At 54.1% G+C, this 18,923-nt stretch carries 11 protein-coding genes and 1 pseudogene; all 12 read right to left on the bottom strand.

Annotated features, from left to right (window positions below):
* Positions 1-77: 77 nt before the first annotated feature.
* A pseudogene (locus OGY15_RS06955) lies at positions 78-368 on the bottom strand (oxidoreductase); the annotation flags it as partial.
* 63 nt (positions 369-431) lie between these two features.
* Entirely contained in the window at positions 432-1,973 is a 1,542-nt protein-coding gene (locus OGY15_RS06950) for a peptide MFS transporter (protein ID WP_151217651.1), read from the bottom strand.
* Between the two features lie 300 nt (positions 1,974-2,273).
* Positions 2,274-3,746: a ribosome biogenesis GTPase Der gene (der, locus tag OGY15_RS06945; RefSeq protein ID WP_079939511.1), complete on the bottom strand. Its 1,473-nt coding sequence runs from the start codon at positions 3,744-3,746 to the stop codon at positions 2,274-2,276.
* 116 nt (positions 3,747-3,862) lie between these two features.
* Positions 3,863-5,041 (bottom strand): outer membrane protein assembly factor BamB, encoded by a 1,179-nt coding sequence (gene bamB, locus OGY15_RS06940; RefSeq protein ID WP_151217652.1) that lies wholly within the window; start codon positions 5,039-5,041, stop codon positions 3,863-3,865.
* Between the two features lie 10 nt (positions 5,042-5,051).
* Positions 5,052-5,672 carry a YfgM family protein gene (locus OGY15_RS06935; protein ID WP_286538870.1) on the bottom strand — a complete coding sequence of 207 codons (621 nt, stop codon included), beginning with the start codon at positions 5,670-5,672 and terminating at the stop codon, positions 5,052-5,054.
* 13 nt (positions 5,673-5,685) lie between these two features.
* Positions 5,686-6,960, bottom strand: a complete 1,275-nt coding sequence (gene hisS, locus OGY15_RS06930; protein ID WP_151224082.1) for a histidine--tRNA ligase — start codon at positions 6,958-6,960, stop codon at positions 5,686-5,688.
* Positions 6,961-7,070: 110 nt separating this feature from the next.
* A complete protein-coding gene (gene ispG / locus OGY15_RS06925; RefSeq protein WP_016154000.1) occupies positions 7,071-8,189 on the bottom strand; it encodes a flavodoxin-dependent (E)-4-hydroxy-3-methylbut-2-enyl-diphosphate synthase in 1,119 nt (372 codons plus the stop codon).
* A 26-nt stretch (positions 8,190-8,215) separates the two neighbouring features.
* On the bottom strand, positions 8,216-9,217 hold the full coding sequence (gene rodZ, locus OGY15_RS06920; RefSeq protein ID WP_151217655.1) for a cytoskeleton protein RodZ: 1,002 nt from the start codon (positions 9,215-9,217) through the stop codon (positions 8,216-8,218).
* 285 nt (positions 9,218-9,502) lie between these two features.
* Positions 9,503-10,669, bottom strand: coding sequence for a dual-specificity RNA methyltransferase RlmN (gene rlmN / locus OGY15_RS06915; protein WP_003037713.1), 1,167 nt, complete (start codon positions 10,667-10,669; stop codon positions 9,503-9,505).
* 290 nt (positions 10,670-10,959) lie between these two features.
* Positions 10,960-11,391 (bottom strand): nucleoside-diphosphate kinase, encoded by a 432-nt coding sequence (gene ndk, locus OGY15_RS06910; RefSeq protein ID WP_003037710.1) that lies wholly within the window; start codon positions 11,389-11,391, stop codon positions 10,960-10,962.
* Between the two features lie 137 nt (positions 11,392-11,528).
* A complete protein-coding gene (pbpC, locus tag OGY15_RS06905; protein WP_286538869.1) occupies positions 11,529-13,841 on the bottom strand; it encodes a peptidoglycan glycosyltransferase PbpC in 2,313 nt (770 codons plus the stop codon).
* Entirely contained in the window at positions 13,842-18,773 is a 4,932-nt protein-coding gene (locus OGY15_RS06900; protein ID WP_286538868.1) for an alpha-2-macroglobulin family protein, read from the bottom strand. It abuts the gene before it with no gap.
* Positions 18,774-18,923: the final 150 nt, after the last annotated feature.

Raw genomic sequence — 18,923 nt, 5'->3', positions numbered from 1 at the left:
GCATCGGTCATGGCTGATGATGTTCCCGTCGCGAAGATAAATCCGCAGACCTTTTGTCCGCCATCAGGTCCCGCATATTTGTTGAGCCAGATCGCCAGTGGATTTTCAACCACGGTACATGCGATGGGAAAGGCCTGGACTTGTTCAAACAACTCAAGATGATGCAGGGATTAGGTCGTGATAAACAAGGTATCAAAAGGCTGAGTAAGCAGTTCTTCGAAGGATGTGCAACGCGTCACGCCTGCAGGCTGTTTAGTGGAGCGAACATCAAAACCCGCTCAGCGTAGTGAATAACTAAAGAGGTTATGTAATGCAGGCAAGTATGCCGTTTCAACGACTGCGCCAAGGCCAACAAACCCAAACAGCATGTTCTTACCTCGAAAATTAAATGGCCGGGACACAACGTCTGCCCCGGCACAAACGAGGTGTTATCAGGCGCTGGTCACCGGTTTAGTTTGCGTATTCTCCAGCATGCGACGAATAGGAACAATGAGGACGATCAGTACTGCAGCGCAGATCAGCAGCGCAATCGAACAGCGCGCGAAGAGATCCGGCAGCATATCCAGTTGGTCAGCCTTCACATGACCACCAATCAGACCCGCGGCCAGGTTACCCAGCGCACTGGCGCAGAACCACAGACCCATCATCTGCCCACGCATTCTTTCCGGTGCCAACAGCGTCATGGTTGCCAGACCAATCGGACTCAGACACAGTTCGCCAAGCGTAAGCATCAGAATACTGCCCACCAGCCAGAATGGTGAAACGCCTGCCCCGCCGTTGCTCAGCACGTTTTGCGCCGCCAGCATCATCAGACCAAAACCTGCCGCCGCACACAGAATACCGATAACGAACTTGGTGATGCTGCTCGGACGAATGTTCATGCTCGCCAGCTTCGGCCACGCCCAGCTAAACACAGGTGCCAGCAGAATGATAAACAGCGCGTTGATTGACTGGAACCAAACCGCCGGGATTTCAAAATCACCGATCATACGATTAGTGTAGTCATTGGCGAACAGGTTAAACGAGGTTGGTTTTTGCTCAAACGCCGACCAGAAGAACGCGGCGGAGACCAGCAGGATAAAACAAACCAGCAGTCTGGCGCGCTCTTTACGATTCAGACCAGCAAAGATAAACAGGTAGATGAAGTAGAGAGCAACGGATGCGGCGATCACGTACACCAGCATGCTGGCAACCGCGACCGGGTTTATCACAATCACGCCCTGCGCAATCAGCGTAACGATAACCACCACGCCGACGGCCAGCGCCAGCAGCCACGCGCCCACGCCGTTACGTTTCACAACAGGACTATTCCAGGTGGAATCCAGACCGACTTCGCTATCGTAGCGCTTCATCGACGGAACGGCAAAAACACGGAAAATAATCAGCGCGACCAGCATCCCGATGCCACCAATACCAAAACCCCAGTGCCAGCCGTGGGTTTTAATCAGCCAGCCGGAGATCAGCGGCGCGATGAACGACCCCATGTTGATGCCCATGTAGAACAGCGAGAAACCGCCGTCGCGGCGCGCATCGCCTTTTTTATACAGCGTGCCTACCATGACCGAAATACAGGTCTTAAACAGACCGGAGCCGAGCACGATAAACATCAGGCCGATAAAAAACAGGTTGTTCCCCATGATGGCCGAGAGCGCAATCGACAGATGGCCGAGCGCAATCAGAATGGAACCGTACCACACTGCTTTTTGCTGACCGAGCCAGTTATCCGCCAACCAGCCGCCCGGCAGCGCGGCGAGGTACATTGTACCGGCAAAGATACCCACGATCGCCGAGGCGTTTTCACGCGCCAGCCCCATGCCGCCGTCATAAACGGTAGCCGCCATAAACAGGATCAGTAACGGGCGAATGCCATAAAACGAGAAACGCTCCCACATCTCTGTGAAGAACAGTGAGCCGAGCGGATAAGGATGGCCGAAGAAAGTTCGACTTTCTTTTTGATTAACAGAGGATTGCATAATTCTCCCGAAAGTTATGTCGTCGTGCGTGTAGACACCGCGATGTACGCCAGTCAGTTACGTATCTGACCGATTTTTTACATGCGGCGAAAATTTATTTAACCATTTGATAACCTAAGACTAGTTTTGTCTAGTACCAGACCCCGGACTTTAAGATGAAAACTCGACAAATGTCTACTTTCTTAGATTTAAACTTGGTAAAAAACGAATAGTAATTGACATCGCACGGGTTGAGGCTGGCGATGAATTAACGAAAAAAACCCGCGACAAGCGCGGGTTTTTATCAGCATCAAGCAACGATCACTTGCTTTTTTTAATATGCTTAATCAAACGCTTACGTTTACGCATCTGAGTGGGAGTCAACGTATTGCGTTTGTTAGCAAACGGGTTTTCTCCTTCTTTAAACTGAATGCGGATCGGCGTCCCCATCACGTTCAAAGATTTACGGAAATAGTTCATCAGATAGCGCTTGTACGAATCCGGCAGGTCTTTAACCTGATTGCCGTGGATCACCACGATTGGCGGGTTATAACCACCGGCGTGAGCATATTTCAGCTTAACGCGACGACCACGCACCAGCGGCGGCTGATGATCTTCTACCGCCATGGTCATGATGCGAGTCAGCATCGCGGTGCTAACGCGGCGGGTGGAGCTGTCGTACGCTTCACGGACCGATTCAAACAGATTACCGACACCGCTGCCGTGCAGCGCAGAGATAAAGTGTACGCGCGCAAAATCAATAAAGCCCAGACGGAAGTCCAGCGTCTCTTTGACCTGCTCTTTCACTTCCTGTGTCAGGCCATCCCACTTATTGACTACGATAACGAGTGAGCGTCCACTATTGAGGATAAAGCCCAGCAGCGACAGGTCCTGATCGGAAATACCTTCGCGCGCGTCAATCACCAGCATCACCACGTTGGCGTCTTCAATCGCCTGCAGCGTTTTGATAACTGAAAATTTTTCTACCGCTTCGGTAATTTTGCCGCGCTTGCGCACGCCTGCGGTATCGATGAGCACATATTCGCGTTCATCACGCTGCATTGGGATATAAATACTGTCACGCGTGGTCCCCGGCATGTCGTAAACCACCACACGATCTTCGCCGAGAATACGGTTAGTAAGCGTGGACTTACCTACGTTCGGACGACCAACAATCGCCAGTTTGATCGGCAGATCCTGCGGGTTGAAATCGTCTTCAGGCTCTTCTTCGCCGTTTTCTTTGGCTTCCAGTTGCGCCCAATATTCCGCGTCTTCGTCCACTTCTTCCTGCGGAGCAACGTCATCCATCCACGGCAGCAGAACATGTTCCAGCAGGCTAAGAACGCCACGACCATGAGACGCCGCGATCGGATAAATTTCGCCCAACCCCAGTGAGTAAAAATCAACAACCGCCTGGTCAGGATCGAGTCCGTCAGTTTTGTTGGCGACCAGGAACGTCGGTTTCTGGCGTGAACGCAGATGCTTCGCAATAGCTTCATCTGCAGGCATCAGGCCAGCACGCGCATCCACCATGAACAGCACAACGTCCGCTTCTTCAATAGCCAACAGCGACTGTTCCGCCATACGGGTTTCAACACCGTCTTCGGTGCCATCAATACCGCCGGTATCAATACAGATAAACTCGCGGCCTTCAATTTCCGCACGACCGTACTTACGGTCACGAGTCAGACCCGGGAAATCCGCAACCAGCGCATCTCGGGTGCGAGTTAGACGGTTAAATAACGTGGATTTGCCAACGTTAGGGCGCCCGACAAGCGCGACCACAGGTACCATGTTTAAAGCCTCATTTAAAAAATCATCAGACAACGGGCGCATTTTGCGCCGTTGTTAAAAACAGTAAAACGGCCCCTGCACCAGGAGCCGTTTTTCAAAGCGAGCGGCCGGGACGATTAACGCGTAATAGAGTACAGCGTACCGTCTTTCGCCTGGATCAGCAGTTTACCATCAGCAGAGACCGGCTCAGTCAGGAAACCAGAGCTGTCAACTTTCTGCTGGGCAACAAAACGGCCATCGTCAACGTTGATCCAGTGCAGGTAGCCTTCGCTATCACCCACAACCAGATTGCCGTTATACAATACCGGGGACGTCAGCAGACGGTGCAGCAGATCGCTTTGCGTCCACAGCGTCACGCCGCCGTCGGTGGTCAGCGCCAGTACGCGGTCGTTCTGGTCAACCAGGTAGATACGGTTACCGTCGACGATAAAATCATTCACCGAGCCCAGTTCACGTTTCCACATGATCTGACCGCTACGCAGATCCAGCGCCGTCAGGTTACCATTATAAGCCAGCGCGTAAACAACGCCATTGACGATAACCGGTGTGGTATCAACGTCGCTCAGACGATCGATTTCCGTTGGACCTGTCGCCTGCGAAATGCGTTGCTGCCAAATCATCTGGCCCTGCTGCATCAGCACGGCGCTTACGCGACCATTATCGCCACCGACAATGGCAGCGCCAAAAGCGGTCGCTGGCGCAGATTCTCCGCGCAGTGACAGAGAAGGCATATCGAGGTTAACGGTCCATTTGATGGCGCCGTCAGCTTCGTTCAAGGCTTGCAGTTGGCCGTTACTGGTGTGGATCAACACCATGCCATCGCTAACAACCGGACGAGACAGCGCTTCCCCGGCAACTTTCGTCTGCCATGCGGTGGTACCGTCGCTGGTGTTCAGCGCATAAACCTGCGCTTTCTCACTGCCGATATAAACATGCCCGCCGGACACGGTGACACCGCCAGAAAGCTGTGCTGATGCACGGGAGAACCAGCCGTCTTTCTCACCCAGATTAACAGACCAGACTTCTTTACCGTCGTCTGCATTCAACGCTTTCACGACACCGGCGCGTGAAGCTGCATAGACAACATTATCCGCCAGCGCAGGATGAAGATTGGAATAGAAATCACCAATACCGTTGCCTACAGAGGTGCTCCATGCAGTGGACGGAGTAAACTGGTTTTCAACCACCGGTAATGGGGACATCTTAACGACATCTTCTTCGCCACTAAACAGTGAACAGCCGCTCAATAGGGTAACAGAAAGCAGCCCTGGCAGAAGTAATTTACGCAATTGCATCGGGTCCCTCTCAGATGGACAAATTATTGATTTTCATCTGCATCATTTCGCTCAGAGCAGGAGAGGCATCGCTTTTCACGCCCGCTTCCCATGCGCTACGCGCGCCTTGTTTATCGCCTTTGCTCAGCAACGCTTCACCGCGCAGATCGGCAACAATGGCCGTCCACCCTTCACCCTTAATGGTGTCGAGCGTTTTCAGCGCGGTATCAGCCTGTTTAAGCTGAACCTGAACACGAGCCAGACGCAGGTTAATCACCGCTTTGAGATTTTCATCGCTGGTCGCAGCTAAGCCTTGTTGCAATTGGCTTGCAGCTTTCTCTAGTTCATTTTGGTCAACAAACTGTTGCGCCAGTTCCAGTGAAGCTAACGCGCCGTAAGTATTTTTGTTCTCTGCGGCAAATTTCTCTGCAGCAGGAATGCTATCCGGTTTACCCGCGCTAACCGCAGTCACCGTATTTTGATAAGCCAGAGAAGCAGAGCGTGCGGACTCTGTCTGATGGCTGGTCCAGTAACGCCAGCCAACCAGCGCGCCAACCCCTAAAATGATCCCAACAGCCAGCGCTTTGCCATTTTCAGCAAAGAAGCGTTTTACCGCATCAACCTGGTCGTTTTCGTTCTCGTAAATTTCCACGCTGTCCTTCTCCTTAGCCCAATAGAGTGCGCAAATGCGCGGCAACGCTATCCTGCGCTACTGCCGTTTGCTCACCAGAGCGCAAATCCTTCACTACAACAGTACCGTCAGCCACTTCGGACTCGCCCAGTACTAGTGCAACGCGGGCGCCCCACTTATCGGCGCGGGCAAACTGTTTCTTAAAGTTGCCGCCGCCGTGGTTTGTCATCAGTTTCACACCAGGAACTTCATCGCGCAGACGTTCTGCAAGTCGCATTGCCGCTGACTGCGTGTCTGCCCCTGAAGCGACCAGGTATATATCGACAACAGGATCTGCGTTAAATTCCGGATTAACTGCCTGAACTAACAAAACAAGTCGTTCAAGGCCCATAGCAAAGCCTACCGCCGGCGTTGCGCGGCCGCCAAGTTGCTCTACCAGACCGTCATAACGACCACCTGCACACACGGTACCTTGTGAACCCAGACTGGTGGTGACCCACTCAAATACGGTACGGTTGTAGTAATCAAGACCACGAACCAGACGCTGATTGACGGTGTAGGCAATACCTGCGGATTCCAGCAGTTTGCACAAGCCTGCAAAATGCTCGCGCGAGTCGTCATCCAGATAGTCGCCCAGCGCAGGCGCATCGTTGAGCAGTGCCTGTACTTCCGGGTTTTTGGAGTCGAGCACGCGCAACGGGTTGGTGTACATGCGGCGCTTACAGTCTTCGTCCAGTTTATCTTTATACTGTTCCAGATAAGCGACCAGCGCATCACGGTAGTTCGCACGTGCTTCAAGCGAACCAATGGAGTTCAGTTCAAGTCTCACATGCTGGGAAATACCCAGCGCACGCCACCAGCGGGCGGTCAGCAGAATGAGTTCAGCATCGATGTCCGGGCCTTGCAGGCCAAAAACTTCGCAACCCAACTGATGGAATTGACGATAGCGCCCTTTTTGCGGACGTTCGTGGCGGAACATCGGCCCGATATACCACAGACGCTGTTCCTGATTGTACAGGAGACCATGTTCGATGCCGGCGCGTACGCAGCCCGCAGTCCCTTCAGGACGCAACGTCAGGCTGTCGCCATTACGGTCCTCAAAGGTATACATCTCTTTTTCAACCACGTCGGTGACTTCACCAATCGCGCGTTTGAATAACGGGGTCTGCTCTACAATCGGCAAGCGGATTTCACTGTAACCATAGCTGCCGAGCACGTTTTTGAGAGTGCCTTCAATGCGCTGCCAGATGGCGGTTTCGCCAGGCAGATAATCGTTCATGCCGCGAATGGCTTGAATGTTTTTTGCCACGTTTATTCTCTTTATGAATATAAAAATGAACCCTCAGCGCTAACCCGAACAATGCGGGCGCCATGCGGGTTCAATCATACACGGGAAGCACGCCGCTTCCCATCACGTTGTTATTTTTCAAGCTGCTGCACGTCGATACGACGCGCTTCGTCCAGAATACTTGCTTTAGCACGAATGCGGGCTTCAAGCTGCGTAATCATGTCGTCGTTATCGAGTCTGTCCTTACGCACTCCGTCTTCATACAGACCGCTTTTCTTGTTACCGCCCGTCACGCCCAGCGTAGAAACCAGCGCTTCACCAGGGCCGTTTACCACGCAACCGATGATCGAAACATCCATTGGCGTAATGATATCTTCCAGGCGTTGCTCCAGCGCGTTCACCGTGCCGATAACGTCAAACTCCTGACGCGAGCAGGTTGGGCAAGCGATAAAGTTGATCCCGCGCGCACGAATGCGCAGCGATTTCAGGATGTCGAAGCCAACTTTGATCTCTTCCACCGGATCGGCAGCCAAAGAAACGCGCAGCGTATCGCCGATCCCTTCAGACAGCAGCAACCCTAAACCGATCGCGGATTTTACCGCCCCGCTGCGTGCACCACCGGCTTCGGTGATCCCCAGATGCAACGGCTGATCAATCTGTTTCGCCAGCAAGCGATAAGACTCTACGGCGAGGAAAACGTCAGACGCTTTAACGCTGACTTTGAATTGATCGAAGTTGAGGCGATCGAGGTGATCCACATGGCGCATAGCAGATTCCAGCAGCGCTTGCGGCGTCGGTTCTCCGTATTTTTCCTGCAGATCTTTTTCCAGCGAACCGGCATTAACGCCGATGCGGATCGGAATATTTTTATCACGAGCGCAGTCAACCACCATGCGAATGCGCTCTTCGTTGCCGATATTGCCTGGGTTAATACGCAGGCAATCAACGCCGTATTCCGCCACCTTCAGCGCGATACGATAGTCGAAGTGAATATCGGCAACCAGCGGGACATTAACCTGCTGTTTGATAAGCTTGAACGCCTCTGCTGCATCCATTGTCGGTACAGAGACACGAACAATGTCTGCGCCTACGCGTTCCAGCGCTTTAATCTGATTAACCGTTGCTTCCACATCTGTGGTACGCGTATTGGTCATCGACTGTACGGCGATGGGAGCGCCATCGCCGATCGGCACGTTCCCAACGTAAATTCGTGTCGATTTTCTACGTTGAATTGGAGCCTGGTTATGCATTAAAAAATCTCCCGCATTGCCGTCTGTTACTGAGCCGGTGATTGTTCGGCATTAACGGTCAGACGCGCAACCTGGTTAGTTCTGATAAAACGACTCAGGTCGACAGGTTTACCCTGGAACTGAATCTGCACTGCCGCCGGAGCGCCAATTTTCAGTTTGTACGGCGCCTGACCGGTCAGATTCAGATTGCCATCTTTACGCTGCATCCCGCTGAACAGTTTCTTACCGGTCGCATCGGTGACTTCCAGCCAGCAGTCGGCGGTAAAGTTCATTACCAGCGCGTTAGGATCGCCAGCCGGTGTTGTAACGCCCGCCTGGTCAGTCGGCAACGGTGCTGCGGCGGCCGGAGCGGTTGGCGCTGTGGTTGCGGTATCAACGTTAGCCTGAGAAGGTGCTACAACGGCGTTCTGTTGCGCATCAGCAGCCGGAGCCTGAGTCGCTGCGGCATCTTGTTGCGCTGGCGCCGCATCCGTTACCGCGCCATTTTCAGCAACCGACGTGGTATCCTGGCTTGCCGCAGCGCTGGTATCTAACGGTACATTCTGCGCACCCTCTTTACCGGCATTCAACTCAGCGGAGGATTGATCGGCCATGGTGGTGATCTCTTCCTGCTGCGCTTTATGGTTCTGCCACCACCAGGCACCTGTCAGTCCGACAACGACAAACAGTACCAGCCAGGTAAAGGTCATTAACCAGCCGTCGCGTTTCTTACGACGCTTACCGAGCGAAAAGCTCTGCATCGGCGCGACTTTAGCAGGACGAATCGGAGCCTGTTTTTCCAGCCCTGGCAACAGTTCTTCTTCAGGAATATGCACCAGACGCGCATAAGAACGGATATACCCGCGCAGGAATGTTGAAGCGAGATCGGCTGGCGCCTTATCTTCTTCAATATCGCGTACCGTGGAGACCTTCAGGCAAAGTCGCTCCGCGACTGCCTGCTGGCTGAATCCGAGTTGTTCACGGGCATTGCGCAGACGAACGCCGGTGGAGAGTGCTTCATTTTTGTCGTGCGTGGCTTCAGTATTCATTCGCTACAGCTGCGTAATATTTGGGTTCTGATGCCGGCGAGCCATAATGCTCACCCACACCGCGAAACATCTGGTCAGTTAACCTTCGTCAGACAGTATAAAACCGTCAGACCATCAATGACAAAACAGCGTAAACCTGAGGGTTAAACGCTTGTTGCGCCGTTACATACTGCCTTAAAGTCGACAAAAACGCACCGTTATTATTGACCTGACGACAACAACAAAGAACCTCATCTGGCTTACGTTGCACTACGGTACATGAATTATACCGTAGTGCACTCAACATCAAACGGTCTTGATGTCGATAGCGTCGCCCTGCATACGCTTACGCAGAGTACGCTTGGTACGGTCGATAACGTCGCCCGCCAGCTGACCGCAGGCTGCATCAATGTCATCGCCACGTGTTTTACGCACGATGGTGGTGAAACCATAGCTCATCAACACTTTGGAGAAACGATCGATGCGGCTGTTAGAGCTACGACCATACGGCGCGCCCGGGAACGGGTTCCACGGGATCAGGTTGATCTTACACGGCGTATCTTTCAGCAGCTCGGCCAACTGATGCGCGTGTTCAGTGCCATCATTGATGTGATCCAACATCACATATTCAATGGTTACACGACCCTGGTTAGCGTTGGATTTCTCCAGATAACGACGGACGGCGCCAAGGAACGTTTCGATATTGTACTTTTTGTTGATAGGCACAATTTCGTCACGAATTTCATCGTTCGGCGCATGCAGAGAAATCGCCAGCGCGACGTCGATCATATCGCCCAGCTTATCCAGCGCAGGCACAACGCCCGAGGTGGAGAGCGTAACGCGACGCTTGGACAGCCCGAAACCAAAGTCGTCCAGCATGATTTCCATCGCTGGCACCACGTTGGTCAGGTTGAGCAGAGGCTCGCCCATCCCCATCATCACCACGTTGGTGATAGGACGCACGCCCGTTGCTTTCACCGCGCCGACGATTTTCGCCGCACGCCAGACCTGACCAATGATTTCCGACACCCGCAGGTTACGGTTAAAGCCCTGTTGCGCTGTAGAGCAGAATTTACACTCTAATGCACAACCGACTTGTGAAGAAACACACAGGGTAGCGCGATCGTCTTCCGGGATATACACGGTTTCTACGCGTTGATCGCCAACCGCAATGGCCCATTTGATCGTACCGTCAGAGGAACGCTGCTCTTCCACCACTTCCGGGGCGCGAATTTCAGCCACTTCTTTCAGCTTGTTACGCAGCACTTTATTGATGTCAGTCATGTCATCAAAGTTGTCGCTGCAATAGTGATACATCCACTTCATGACCTGATCGGCACGAAACGGTTTTTCGCCCATTTCTTTGAAGAATTCGCGCATTTGCTGACGGTTCAGATCCAGCAGGTTAATTTTTCCATTTTTATTTGGAACCGCAGGAATGACGACTTCAGAGGTGTTAACTAATTCAGACATAATTTTTTCCGGCCTCGTTGTTACACGTTGTGGCCCGTGGAGGGTTAAAAAGAAACGCCCCGGCAAGCGATCTGCTCTTCCGGGGCGTTGCATTGTACAAAGTCTGGCGCAGGGATGCCACGTTTGCACGAAGCATTAGCGAAAATAATATGTAAATCGCTAATTCATCTCCAAAGGATTTCGCGTCGCAGGAAGGCGGCAAGTTCGAGCATCTCCGGGAGCATAGAAAACTATGTGACCGGAGTAAACGAACGCAGCCAACGCATCTGCGACGTGAAAGACGCGGGAGATTAGCGAGTACGAGGGCAAACCTCGCCTTCCCCAAAGAAATAAGCGATTTCGCGCGCCGCTGACTCAACGGAATCGGAACCGTGGGTACCGTTCTCAGTAAAGCTGTCAGCGTAATCTGCGCGCAGAGTGCCTGCCAGCGCATTTGCCGGGTTAGTTGCGCCCAGCAGATCGCGGTGGCGCTGTACGGCATTTTCGCTTTCCAGAACAGAAACAACGATCGGACCAGAGGTCATGAACTCAACCAGACCGTCAAAAAACGGCTTGCCATCATGCTCGGCGTAGAAGCCGCGCGCCTGCTCAACGGTCAGGTGCAGCATTTTAGTACCGACAATTTTGAACCCTGCAGCTTCAAAGCGCGCAAAGATGCTCCCAATAACGTTTTTTGCCACCGCGTTTGGTTTGATGATGGAAAAAGTACGTTCAATAGCCATGATTACCTCTGAAAAAGATGTTTTGTTGTGGTTTACCTGGCGCGGATTATAAAGAGCATCCTGGCAATTGACTATTGACGAAGATAACATTTCTTTAAAATAAGATGAATTTTAGCAACAAACAGTAACCAATTGGTCTACTGCAATGAAAATCTCACCGTCGCCACCTGTCCGGCATCATCCATCACCAGCAATTGATAATCCCCTTTGTTCGCCAACCGTAGCGTCAGGCGACGTCCTCGTTCATCCAGCCGTTCACCGTTAAGAAACCACCAACGTTCGCCTGTCCCGCCGCTGGTTTGTACCGGCAATGAGGCCTGCGCAGAACCGGGTAAACGCCTTACAATTGCGCCATCGCGAACGCCTGTCAACTGCAGCGGCAGTGAAACATCCTGTCCCAGTGGCGGACACGTGGCTGAGACCGGCGGTAGCCTTGCCCCACGTCGCTCTGACTCCGGTAACCACGGCTCCAGTGGCAAAGGCCAGACGATTAGCGTTTGCTCGTGCGCCTGCGGGCAATCCGCCGCCACACGTTGACCTTCATCGTCCAGCCAGACAGGGAAACGAATGCCACTCACTCCTTCCTGTTCGGGCAATAACAACGTTGGCGGCTGGCTATCGTCCAGTAGCCAGGTAGACAGACGGCGTCGGCAGTTGCTGTCACCGGGGGCAAGAGATTGCCCGCCCGGCCAGCACACCACACCGCGACTCACGGATTCAGGGCGTGGATCTTCCGGCTGATTTGTCCCGCGAGAGAGCAAAAGATTGTTGACCTGATTGAGCAACGGCACGGCACTGGCGAAACCAAACTGACCCACGACCGGCGTACCGTCGGGCCTGCCGGTCCAGATTCCAATCACATAACGAGCGTTAACGCCAATCGCCCATGCGTCGCGATAGCCATAGCTGGTGCCCGTTTTCCACGCCAGAGGGGCCACCCGGCTCAGCGCGTTATCCGGCAACGGCTGCCCTTCATCGGCCATAATGCGGCGAATAATCCACGCCGCGCCCGCCGACATCAGCGGACGCTCCAGCAGCGGATCGTCTGGCTGTAGGCGCAGTTTTCCCGCTTTCCCCTGGCGGGCAAAGGCGCTGTAAGCCGCTGCCATATCCTCAAGCTTTGCTCCCGCACCGCCCAAAATCAGCGACAGATTCGGTGCGGCCCCGGCGGGTAGATACAGCGATAAGCCAACGTTACGTAAGGATGCGGCAAAACGCTTCGGGCCATAGGCTTCGAGTACCTGCACAGCGGGTAAATTCAGCGAGCGCACCAACGCTTCACTCATACTCACCGGGCCATGAAAACCACTGTCAAAATTTCCTGGTCGATAATCCCCGGTTCGACGCGGTACATCCTGCAATAACGAAGCCGGATGGATGAGTCCGTCATCCAGCGCCAGACCATAAACAAACGGCTTTAGCACCGAGCCCGGCGAACGGATCGCATTCACCATATCCACATGACCAAAACGGGAGTCGTCATTCATATCTACCGACCCCACCCAGCCACGCACGCTCATATCGGTGTGATCGACCACGATCATCGCCAGCGAACTGCGCGCAGGTAAGCGTCCTTTCCAGTTTTGCGCCAGTTCTTCCAGTTGGCGCTGTAATCCGGCATCAAGGGTAGTCACGATTTTATCGCTTCGGCTTTTTCCCAGCATCATGCGCGAGAATAACGGCGCTAACTGCGGCATTTGTCTGGGCGCCAGCCAAACTGGTTCTTCGCGTGATTCCTGCACCTGCCTGACTGACCAAATGCCCTGCGTTGCCATGCGTTCCAGCACTTTATTGCGCGCCACTTCAGCACGGTCCGGCCAACGATCCGGTCGTAGGCGGCTCGGTGCCTGCGGCAGGACTGCCAGCAGCGCGGCATCGGAATAACTCAATTGTGCAGGCGATTTCCCCAGATAGGCCCAGCTTGCCGCCCCCACGCCCTGTAGCGTACCGCCAAACGGCGCACGGTTGAGATACAGCGTCAGGATGTCGCGCTTGGAGAGATGCCATTCCAGTTGCAATGCGCGCCAGAGTTGGCGGAACTTGCCGCCGAAGGTGCGGGGATGGGGATCGAGCAATCGTGCAACCTGCATGGTGAGCGTGCTGCCGCCAGAAATCACACGCCCTGAGGAGAGGTCCTGCCATGCCGCGCGCAGCACTGAAAAAGGATTAACGCCAGGATGTTTCCAGAACCAGCGGTCTTCGTAGTTGATTAACGCCTCGAGATACCGGGGTGACACTTCATCAATTGTCACCGGATAACGCCAGATGCCGTCTGCATCGGCGAAGCGCCAGAGCGGCGTACCATCATAGGCCACCACGACACGCGCCGGATCGACTTCGTGAAGCGGCAGCGGCCAGATTTTATCTGCTGCCCAAACCGCCACCACAAACAATAGCGTAGCGGCTACCAGCCAGTGCCAGCAGCCGCGCTTACCCAACACGCGCATCATTTACGGTCTGACAATCAAAAGTCCCTCTGTCGCACCGGTCGCGCGCCACTGCGGAACATACATTGATTCCACCTGCGGGACAGGAACCTGGTAGGTCCCCGGCGTTACCGCCCTCGCCAGATACACCAGCGTAACCGGTTGTCCTTCGTTAACCGCCACCGCGGCGACAAAGCGATCATCACGGAACTCAACATGCTGGATATCCGCCTGCTGCATCTGATTGAGCAGATTCGCCACTTCGCTGCCGCTATCCTGCAGGCTGGCGCTGCCGTTGGCCAGATTCTGGTTTTCAAGTTCCAGGCCCGCAGGCAGTAAGTCGACCACCAGCGCATCCGGTACGTTCTGACTGGCTTTCACCTCCAGCCAGACCAGCACCAGCTCGCCGCTGCGCAGAGAATCCAACGATTTGCTGTTCCCGTCGAGTCCCAGGATCTGACGCTCAATGTGCAGCACATTACTGGCAGGCGTCGGCGAGGTTTGCGGGTAACCACTCACATCCAAACGCAGCCACAGCGGCAGGCTACCTGTATTGGTCACGCTCAGCGTAGACAGCGCGTCGGCATCCAGATTACGCGTCTGTGATTTCTCTGCGGCTAACGGTTGTTCAGAGAATGACGTTTGCGCCTGCCATGAGCCAGGCAAGTCCTGCAACGTATGTGCGGCAAGGAACAGCGCATTATTTTCCTGAGTAGAGAGCCAACGCTGCCCAAAGGCCTGTTCTGACAAGGTGTTCAGCAACGTATTTTGCACCTCAGGTTTAAGTTTGTTTTCTTCCAGCAATGCCAGCATCAGCGCGTTGTCGCGAAGTTGACTGCCGTAATCCGCCATCCACTGATGCGCATCGCGGCGTGGTGTATTCAACGCCAGCGTCAGCGCCTGTTCACTGCGGTTAGCATCGCCCATGTTTTTCAGCGCGATCCCCAATTGTAACAACGGTAAACCCGAAGCCGCCTGCGTACGACGCTCCCAGATTTCACGCAGCGCACCTAGCGGGGCTTTCTGCTGACGAGCCAGTACCAGCGCGGAGTAGGCCTGGACGGCAAACCGGCTCGCTGAAGCGTCGTCGGTATAACGAATCGACATCATGCCCGGATCCTGCAAGTAGCGCAGCAATCGCTCATTGCCCCGGTTAATGACCTCTGTCGGAACGCTATAGCCTTGTTCATTCGCCCGAACGAGGAAATCCATCACATACGCGGTCAACCAGTACTCTTCCGACCCGTTCTTATCCCACAGTGCGAAACCGCCGTTATCACGTTGCATTTGCAGTAAACGAGAGATACCAATCTCTATTGCCGCGCGGCGTTTTTCATCGCTGTCGCCCGCGATACCTAATGCCTTCATCTGCGCGGCGTTGGTGTATAATGACGGGAATAACCCGCTCGCCGTTTGCTCGAGGCAACCGTAAGGATAAGCTTTCAGTTCACGGATGTAGCGCGCCAGATTCAACGGCGGTTTACCGCTGAACAGCAGTTGTCCCTGCATCGTCGCTGGAGAGAAGCTCATCAGTTCTTCGCCCGGAAGCTGCCAGGTTGCACCCGGCTGAAGTGCGACACCGTTGTTGATGGTTTGCGCCGGGAACGCCGGACGCACGCCAATCTTCCACTGCTTATGCTGAACCGGCAGCGTTTCGCCCGGTAACGTCAGACCGCTAATCTGCGCCTGAATTTCGCCATCGCCAAAACCCTCTCGTGCACGTACCGGAACAAACAATGTTGTCCGTACGCCCGGTGCCAGATTTACCGGCGCGGGATCTTGCCCCATCAGCTCCAGTAAACCGCTGGCCACGAGCTTAATGTCCAGCGTTTGTGGTTTGTCAGTCAGGTTGGTCACGTCCATCGTCAGGCGCGACGTATCCCCCCCAGCCAGAAAGCGCGGCATGTTCAGTTCAGCAATCACCGGCGCGGCGACAATCACTTTGCTTTCACTGCTGCCAAAATCATCCGCCGTCCAGCCTTGCGCCATAACCCGCAACTCGCCGTTGAAATCACCAATCGGTAATGTCACCGTACCTTCGCCCTGGTCGTTAAGCATGACTGGCAATGCCTGTTGCGCCACAATATTAACGTGATTGACTGGAGGTTTGCCGCCGCGTTTTAACTCATCGCCATCACCACCAAAGCGCAGCGCCGCCAAACGTCCTTGCCCTTCTATCACCTGGCCGTAAATATCATAAATATCCGCGCCATAGCGTTTTTGCCCGAAAAACGCCTGCCACGGATCCGGCGTGGCGTAATCGGTAATGTTCAATACCCCGCTGTCAACGGCAGAGACCAGTACGTTAACCTGTTTAGGCACGTCGCCATTTTTAACGCTGGCTTTAATCTTGACGGTCAACGGCTGATTTGGCCGTATTTTCGCCGGGCTTTCCAGCGCCAGCCCCAAACGACGGTTTTCATCACCTAACGGTAAATGCAGAAGGCCGACAGCCCTTTTGGGCGTTGCCGAGCGAGACTTATCGCCCGGACGAACCACCAGTGCGCTGAGATACAAATCGTGGCGGTTCCAGGTTTTATCGACCGGAATGGAGATATCAAGCCCCTCTGCCGGCACGTTTATCTCTTGCCACCATAGCGGGCCTTCGCTGGACTCCACCATCGCATAACCTTTGCCGGCGGCGGGTGCGGCAATGTGCAGCTTTATGGTATCACCGGGACGATAACTGGGTTTATCCAGTTTCAGGGTCACACGATCAGGACGCACTGACCCGCTGCCGTCGCTGTTATCCTGCCAGCTATAACCGGCCCAGAAGCGCACGCTGCTCACCGCATCATTCGGAGCTTTCACTTCCAGACGGTAAGCACCCCACTCAACCGGGAAGCTGACTTTACCGGTTTCATCGGCCTTAAGATCCAGGGTCTGCTCTCCCTCAATCAGATCTTTTTGATCGAACTGTGATTGCCACCCCTCGCCTTCAGACCAGTTCCAGTAATAATCACGACGTTCACGGATCAAGCGCACCTGCAAACCGGATACCGCTTTTTTCTCGCCTTGTGCGTTGGCATACACAATATCAAACGCGGCATTGCTGCCTTCATCAACGATGGGCTGATTCACGGTGGTATCGGTGCGGTAGTCATAAACGGCTTTCGCTGCAAACTGCGGACGAATACCCGGCAGCGTATCCGCAGGCCAGATGGCCTGTTCAACCCGACGCGTCACCGGGCGACCACCTGACTCCAGCAGGCTGGCTTGCAGAATGACCTGTAACGGGGAATGCGCCTCCTGCCACTGGCTGTTAGTGATTACTTCGCCGCGTCCGTGGTCATCCAGCGTGAGCTGAACTTCATCGAGGCTACGGGAAAGGTTTTCTTCAGCGATATTCCCAAACTGGAACCCCGGCAATGCCTGCACCGCATCCCGCAATGGTCGCAGATAAAGCTGTCCTTGCAGAGCATTGCCGTTGGCGGGCGCGCCATACAGGTAATAGCCCACCGCAGAGAACTTCACTTCATCAGTTGGCGCCACCGGCATCTTACTGGCGGTGAGGTTAAGCGCCATCCGCTCCGGCATAAAATCTTCGACATGGAAATCCCACATCCGTGACTGGTTGTCACCAGTATTGGCACGAATATGCCACATGCCGGTTGGTGCGCTGCTGTCCAGCGGCCAGCTAAAGCGGTACAAGCCGTTTTCCGGTTGGCTAACTACCGAGCGTAAAACCTGTCCGTCGGGTTTAACGACTTCCAGCTTCACCGGCTGGTCGGGTAACGTTTTGCCGTCGCTGTCACGCAGTAATCCGTTGAGGATCACCGTTTCGCCGGGGCGATAGAGGTCACGAGGACCAAACATAAAGAACTGTTTGCTGTATCCCGGCGCGCCAGCGATATCAAACTCAGCCAGATCTAACGCCGGGAGCTTCAGGTCCAGCAGCGTGGTTTGTCCGTCTTTGCGAGCCAGCAATAAGGCAGCGTCTTTATCATTCTCCAGCTTTACATGTCCTTGCGCATCGCTGGTCGCCTGCGCCAGCGTCTGCCCTTTTTCGTTGAGTAACGTGACCTCAATACCCTGCTGCGCAGCGCCATTTTCCAGACTCTGCGTAAAGACATCCAGTTGAGTGTGGTAACGGTGCACAGACACGCCAATATCACTGAGAGTAAACAGCGTAGCGGCATTGCTGTAGTTGTATTTTCCAGCCTGATTCATAACCGCAATGTAAACTCCCGCCTGCTGCAGCGGTTTGATATCGCTAAGCGGTAGCAGCAGTTTCTCGCGGGTGTTACGCGCAGGATTAAGGTCAAAGCGCCCGGTATAAACCAGTTCAGCCATCTTCAGCAGATTGTCAGACTCCCAGTTAGACAGCGAGTTGCGGTATTCCCACTGGCTGACAAACGCACCGAGCGATTCAGGCTTAACGCGAAAGAAGTTCACATCCACGCTATTAACGTTAAGGGCCATCACCGGCAGCCCTTCAATCACTTTGCCTGGCAGCAGCGAGCCACGACTGGCGAAGCCTACGCTTGGCTGGACATCGCGGGTGGTAATGTTTTTTTCATAGTCGATAGCGAACGTTGCTTTATTCAGCGCCAGCAACTCACGCTCGATGCTCACCACCAGTTCGCGATTAGGTTCGAGATGGCGTAAGCGTAGCTCTTTCAAATTTGGCGCCAGTTCCCAGGCTCCATCCACTTTGCCGCTTTTTTTATCAACCACGTGTAGTACGCGAGAAAAATCTTGTTCAGGATCGAGAGGAATAGAAAAAGTCAGCACCAGGGTCGCCGCACCATCCAACTGGACTTCTGAGGCATCCAGCAGCGTCAGCGGCTTGCCCTGGCTTTGCTGCATCAGCTTATGTAATTGCGCCGGATCTTTTGCCAACGTGGTCTGTGGGGCGGGCGTATCATTTTTTGCCGCCATCGACGGCTTATCGTTATTATCGCACCCCGCCAACGCCAACATCAGCAGACAGGCCACTACGTGTAATTGTTTCATTTTTCATCCCTGGCCTGAGTGGCCCGTTAGCTACGTAGAACAACTATTATGCGTCAGATTTCAGGCGGTGGAAGTCAGTAATGAGATGTTGTTGTCTGAATTTTCGTGATTAATGTGGGTCCACCTGACAAATCAGCCTCTTTTACTTGT

This window comes from Citrobacter sp. Cu231 (assembly GCF_030332265.1).
GTDB classification, from domain to species: Bacteria; Pseudomonadota; Gammaproteobacteria; order Enterobacterales; family Enterobacteriaceae; genus Citrobacter; species Citrobacter meridianamericanus.
This window is presented reverse-complemented; position numbering and strand designations above follow the sequence as displayed.

Bases quoted from the DNA above. Each gene is read 5' to 3' on its own strand.
- OGY15_RS06950 (WP_151217651.1), bottom strand. From the start codon at position 1,973: ATGCAATCCTCTGTTAATCAAAAAGAAAGTCGAACTTTCTTCGGCCAT.
- der (WP_079939511.1), bottom strand. From the start codon at position 3,746: ATGGTACCTGTGGTCGCGCTTGTCGGGCGCCCTAACGTTGGCAAATCC.
- bamB (WP_151217652.1), bottom strand. From the start codon at position 5,041: ATGCAATTGCGTAAATTACTTCTGCCAGGGCTGCTTTCTGTTACCCTA.
- ispG (WP_016154000.1), bottom strand. From the start codon at position 8,189: ATGCATAACCAGGCTCCAATTCAACGTAGAAAATCGACACGAATTTAC.
- rodZ (WP_151217655.1), bottom strand. From the start codon at position 9,217: ATGAATACTGAAGCCACGCACGACAAAAATGAAGCACTCTCCACCGGC.
- rlmN (WP_003037713.1), bottom strand. From the start codon at position 10,669: ATGTCTGAATTAGTTAACACCTCTGAAGTCGTCATTCCTGCGGTTCCA.
- ndk (WP_003037710.1), bottom strand. From the start codon at position 11,391: ATGGCTATTGAACGTACTTTTTCCATCATCAAACCAAACGCGGTGGCA.
- pbpC (WP_286538869.1), bottom strand. From the start codon at position 13,841: ATGATGCGCGTGTTGGGTAAGCGCGGCTGCTGGCACTGGCTGGTAGCC.
- OGY15_RS06900 (WP_286538868.1), bottom strand. From the start codon at position 18,773: ATGAAACAATTACACGTAGTGGCCTGTCTGCTGATGTTGGCGTTGGCG.